The sequence below is a fragment of the Tabrizicola sp. genome (assembly GCF_051645465.1).
Lineage (GTDB): Bacteria > Pseudomonadota > Alphaproteobacteria > Rhodobacterales > Rhodobacteraceae > Tabrizicola.
In genome coordinates, this window is sequence record NZ_JBOFBI010000127.1 from 1 (window position 1) to 5,155 (window position 5,155).

The 5,155-nt window shown below is 62.2% G+C and carries 2 protein-coding genes and 1 pseudogene; all 3 read left to right on the forward strand.

Going from position 1 to position 5,155, the window contains the following annotated elements; translation table 11 throughout:
- Positions 1 to 80 precede the first annotated feature (80 nt).
- On the forward strand, positions 81 to 1,244 hold the full coding sequence (locus ACRCSW_RS07960) for an ROK family protein (RefSeq protein ID WP_438704038.1): 1,164 nt from the start codon (positions 81 to 83) through the stop codon (positions 1,242 to 1,244).
- A gap of 7 nt (positions 1,245 to 1,251) precedes the next feature.
- A pseudogene (locus tag ACRCSW_RS07965) lies at positions 1,252 to 1,437 on the forward strand (IS3 family transposase); the annotation flags it as partial.
- A 232-nt stretch (positions 1,438 to 1,669) separates the two neighbouring features.
- Positions 1,670 to 5,155: hypothetical protein (locus tag ACRCSW_RS07970; protein ID WP_438704039.1), on the forward strand; the 3,486-nt coding region annotated here is incomplete at its 3' end.

Genomic DNA, 5,155 nt, shown 5'->3' on the forward strand with positions numbered 1-5,155 from the left:
TGATTACACTTTGCGTGTGACAATGGAATGACGATCCCCGTTGGGCTGGAACTCGATAGGGCTTTCGATAAGCTGCGTTCATGCCGACATCCCGCTACGACCCTTGCGAAAAGATCCCCACCAGGTTCCTGCGCGACGGCAACGTCGGCCAAGCGGTCTCTCCAAACGAACGCGCTATCCTGGCCGAGATCTGGACGACCGGTGGCCTGACCCGCTCGGCCCTCGGGCCGCGACTGGATCTGACCCAGCAATCCATCCATCGCATCATTTCCCAGCTTGAGGCGCGCGGGATGCTGAGGATCGGCCCGCTGGAGCCGCCGACCTACAAGGGCAAGCCAAGCCCGCGCCTGACGTTGAACCCCGCCTATGCCTGCGTGCCGGGCATTTCCATCAACACGGACAGCGCGGGGCTGGCGCTGATGGACTTCGCCGGCAGCTACGAGACGCGCACACTTCCCATCGACGGGGTCCCGATGGCCGACGTGCTCGACCGGATCGACGCAGAACTGGACACGCTGCTGGACGCACGCGGCCTCACCCGCGGCGACATCTTCGGCATCGGATTTGCGATCGCCGGCTACGTCGTTGAGGGCACACGTTACAGCGCCCCAGAACCGCTGGCGGAGTGGTCCTATCACCAACTCGGACCGCTACTCGCAACGCATTTCGACTTGCCGGTCTGGACCGAGAACGGTGCCAATACCGGGGCGTTGTGCGAACGGATGCTGGGCGTCGGCCGCACCGTCCGGAACTTTGTCTACCTGTCCTTCAACTATGGGTTCGGTGGCGGGATCATCGTTGAGGGCAACCTGCTGCGCGGTGGTTTCGGCAATGCGGGCGAGCTCTCAGGAATGTTTCCCGACGACGAGATCGCGGATCGTCCGGCCCTGCGCAGCCTGGTCGAGATGCTTCAGGCAGGCGGCGTGAATATCCAGACGATCGAGGATCTGAAAAGCGGGTTCGACATGGCATGGCCGGGGGTGGACACTTGGCTCGACCGGGTCACGCCGCATTTCAACCGTGTCTACAACGTTCTGAATGCGACCGTGGATCCCGAGGTGGTCGTCCTCGGCGGCCAAATCCCGAAGCCTCTCGCCGAGGCGCTCATCGCGCGCGCGGTGTCATACAGCCGACCGCGCCACGGCGCCCGCCGCCGTGCTCCCGACCTCTGCGTGTCAGGTATCGGAGGCGATACCTCGGCGGTCGGCGCCGCGGCGCTTGCGCTAAAGGAAGGGTTCTTCTGATGCGGGCCACGCCTCCAGGGCCATCCACCGGCGCGGCCCGTGGCGGAGCATCGAGACCGTAGAATACGCGACCCTCGAACGGGTCGACTGGTTCAACAATCGCCGACTGCTCGAGCCGATCGGGAACATCCCGCCCGCAGAAGCCGAGGCCAACTTCCATGCAGCTCTGGAAACTGAACCCATCGCCGCGTAATTGACGTCAATCAGCCTCCGGCAAACCCGGTCCAGTTCACTCCGGCAAACCTGGTGCGGTTCAAGTAGGGCTGAAATCTTGACAGGATTGTTCGGCAGGAAAGTATCTACGTAGGCGCTTGCGCAGGCCGACCGTAGATGCCTGCGTATGCCAACGGAATGCGTCGGAGGGGCGGTTGGTGGTTTTGTGAAAGGCGAACCCTGCCCCCCTTTTCGTGCCCGGAGAAACCGCCATGAACGTCATCGCCCCGAACGCCGCCAATCGCACCTCGACCGCAGCCCCTGCGCTGGGGACCGGACCTTTGGGCAAACCGAGACGCGGTGGCGGGCGGGTTCAGGATTCTGGGGCGAGGTCGAAAGAGAAGTATCGTGGGATCGCGAAGGACGACGCGAAGTTCGAGGATTTCGCCTTTGCGCTGACCGGCAAGACAGCGAAAGAGCGCACGCCGCAGGAGAACCGGGCGCTGGCGCAGCTGCGCAAGGAGATGGCGGCGGGCCAGATTGATCCCGCATTCATCGAGGCTGATCCTGCGAACGGGCCGGGCGATGACAAGCTGCCGTCCGGTGCGCGCGGGGCCTATGTCTCTGGGGACGGCGGGGAACAGGGCAAGGTTCTGATTTCGGGCAGCCTGCGCGGCCAGCAGTTGCAGAAGACCTCGGACGAGGAGATGGGCGAGGCCGTATCGGACCGCGCGAGCGACCTTGGCATCGGCGTCGCGGACGGCGACGCGGGCGCGCGGGTCGGCGGCGTGGCGAACGGCAGGAAAGTCACGCGGGACAGCGATCCGGCGCTGTTCAGGAACCAGGCGAGCGACACGATCAACGTCATGTCGGACGGCGAAATCGTGCAGGCCGAAGCGGATGCGGGGGGGCCGAACATCGTGGTCGATGTCTGGCTCAACCCTGGCATGAACGAAGGTCAGGACACTCAAGTTCAGGTGCTGGACGACAACGGAAAATGGGTGACGGTGGCGTCGACCAATCCTGACGACGGAGCCCCTCCTATGGACGAGGCGGGTCATCTGCGGATTGCAGTGCCCTCGACAAACCCGCCCATCAGCGGACAGATCTCCCCCGACAGAATCCGCGTGCGGTCTTGGAAGGACGGGAAGGCCACCGATCAGGCCTACAACTCGGCGACCCAGACGCCCCGGAAGGACGCCGGCATTCCTCGCGGCCAAGCCTATGATTTTAATGCCGGAACCGAGCATGACCAGGCTGCGGTCGTGGGTGTTTCGCTGGCACCCAGTACCCCGGCGAACTGGATCATGGGTGGGAATGGCAAATACCACGACCTGTCGACGGCCGAAGGTCAGCAGGCGCATATGAAATCATTTGATACCGATGCTAGCGGTCAGCTCGACAAGACCGAATTCCAAGCCGCCATGACCAGCATCGATGGTACCATGACCCCCGAGAGAGCCGACCGGCTGATGCGGCTTTACGGCGGGACAACCGACAACAAAAACTACTACGTCCCAGTCGGCCCGGCCCCTGGGCCGGTATGGGCGGGCACCGGCACGGACAAGATGTTTGCCGACGGCATCGTCCAGAAAAACCCCAGCGGAGCGGGATACATCACCGATCTGGGACAGGTCGATCCGGACACCGTGGCCAATGCACTGACGCGGTACACGGCGATCCAGCACTACAAAGAATCCGGTAACCAGGGCCAGCCCGGGGAATGGATCGCACGCTTCCAGACGAATGGCATGACGGCCCAAGAAATGGATTGGGCCACCGATCATGTGCTGGGCGATACCAAGCCCTTCGACGAAAAAAACGGTCATCGCGATGTGGTCGTCGCCAATTTCGGCACTACCGACGCAGAGGGCACCGAGCGCATCAACACAAACCAACTGACAGCAGCGGTCGAGCGTGGGGCCATCAGCATCAAGCCCGGCAACACCACCGGCGATTGGATCGCCTTCTCGGCGCACCGGGAGGTGGTTCCGAAGCCAGCGACGCCAGCACCGGCAACCCGTGGCGTTGGCACGCCCGCAGCCAACGGTCCGACGCAAACGATCGAGATGTGGTTCAAGAAGGATGCCAAGGACGATACGCAAGTCGAATACTTCCACAACGGCGAATGGCATGTGGCGAAAAAGAAAAGCCAAGGCAACGCGGAGAGCGGATATGTCACCGCCGAGATTCCCGCCGGCGTGACCCCGGATCAGATCCGCGTCCGGAACAACACTACGGGCGCCGTGCTTGGCAGCGCCGGACCTCATGCACAGCGGGTTCTGAACCCCCGCGGAACCGATCTGCATTTCGAGGACAGGGCAAGTGGTGGCGATGGCAGCTTCGATGACGTCAACATCCGGATGACCGGGAAGACGTCCGTCCCTGACGTCCCTGCCGGAGAGAATATCGTCGCTGGCCCGAACGGGGTTGTGTATAACCTGGACAACCCGGTGCAGAGCCAAGCGTACTTTACGCTTTTCGACGCCAACAAGGATGGCAGCCTCGACCCCGTCGAACTTGCCAATGCGCTCGGTATCTCCGAGGACAGGGCAAAAGTCCTGAACCGACTCTACGGGGTCGGCGATAACCCGGACAGTTTCATGATCCCGTTGCACAGCCAATCCGGCGACGGCATGGGCATGGACGACATGCTGGCGGACAAAACTCTCACAACCGAGGTCGAGCTTCCCAGCGGCGAGAAGAAATTCGTCACCGATTTCCACCAGCCCTCGGCAGAGACGATGGGCAACGCGATGATCCGGGCAGAGGCAGCCCGGCGGAAGCAGGAAGCTGGTAGCAAAGACACCCGGCCGATCGGCGACTTCATTCTTGAAGTCGACCGCCAGGGCATGACCTCCGACCAGCTGTCCTGGGCTAGCGGACATGTCACCGGCGATACGCAGCCGCTGGACGTGCATGACAAGAAGCATGCCAAAGCCCTCACCGACGCCTTCGGCACCGCTGGCGCGGATGGCACGGTCCGGGTGAATGGGGACGACGTGGTCAATATGTGGCAGACCGGTGCGCTGCAGCTCTACCCGGTCCAAGACAAGGATCACTTCATCGGCATCAGTGCGCATAGCGATGTTACCCCGACCACACAGATCGAGGATGGTACGCGCAGCGAACAGACGGAGGTCACCCACAATTGGTACGGCGGTGGCTTCACCAATCTTTGGTTGCCCACCTCGGCACTCGACCAGACATCTGATGGTTTGAACGTGCACGACAGTCCGACATTGGAGCACGTCACACCGAGATTTTTCTTCTGGGTAGAAGACGACTACCCCGTCCCTCCGGAGCAGCTCTCGTCCGAACTGGAATTGAATAGCAAAGGTCAGCCCACGGGCAACGTCGTCTGGACGATCAAGGGCACTCAACGCCAGGAAGGATGGGGGGGCGACCACTCACCCGTAACCTTGGTCGTGCCGAAAGGCAGCGAACAGGATCAGTATCTCAAAGACTACAAAGCCTTTGGAACGCCACCTCCGGTCGGCAGCAATCGCCCGATCGCGAATGTCGAGAGAAGCGGACAAGCTTGGACCCAGCCCAACAGGGCCAATCGTACTCCCAGGAATGTCGAGATTTGGACGCCGCGGCACAACCAGTTCACGACAGGTGCAGACGGGAAGAATGCGGAAGTCACCGAAACGCCGATCTTCACAATCGACGGCGAACGGGCAACTGTCGAATCTGCCCAACCGGTTATTCTGAGAAACGGCCAGAAGGCCTACAGCGTCACGGTCCGGACGCCA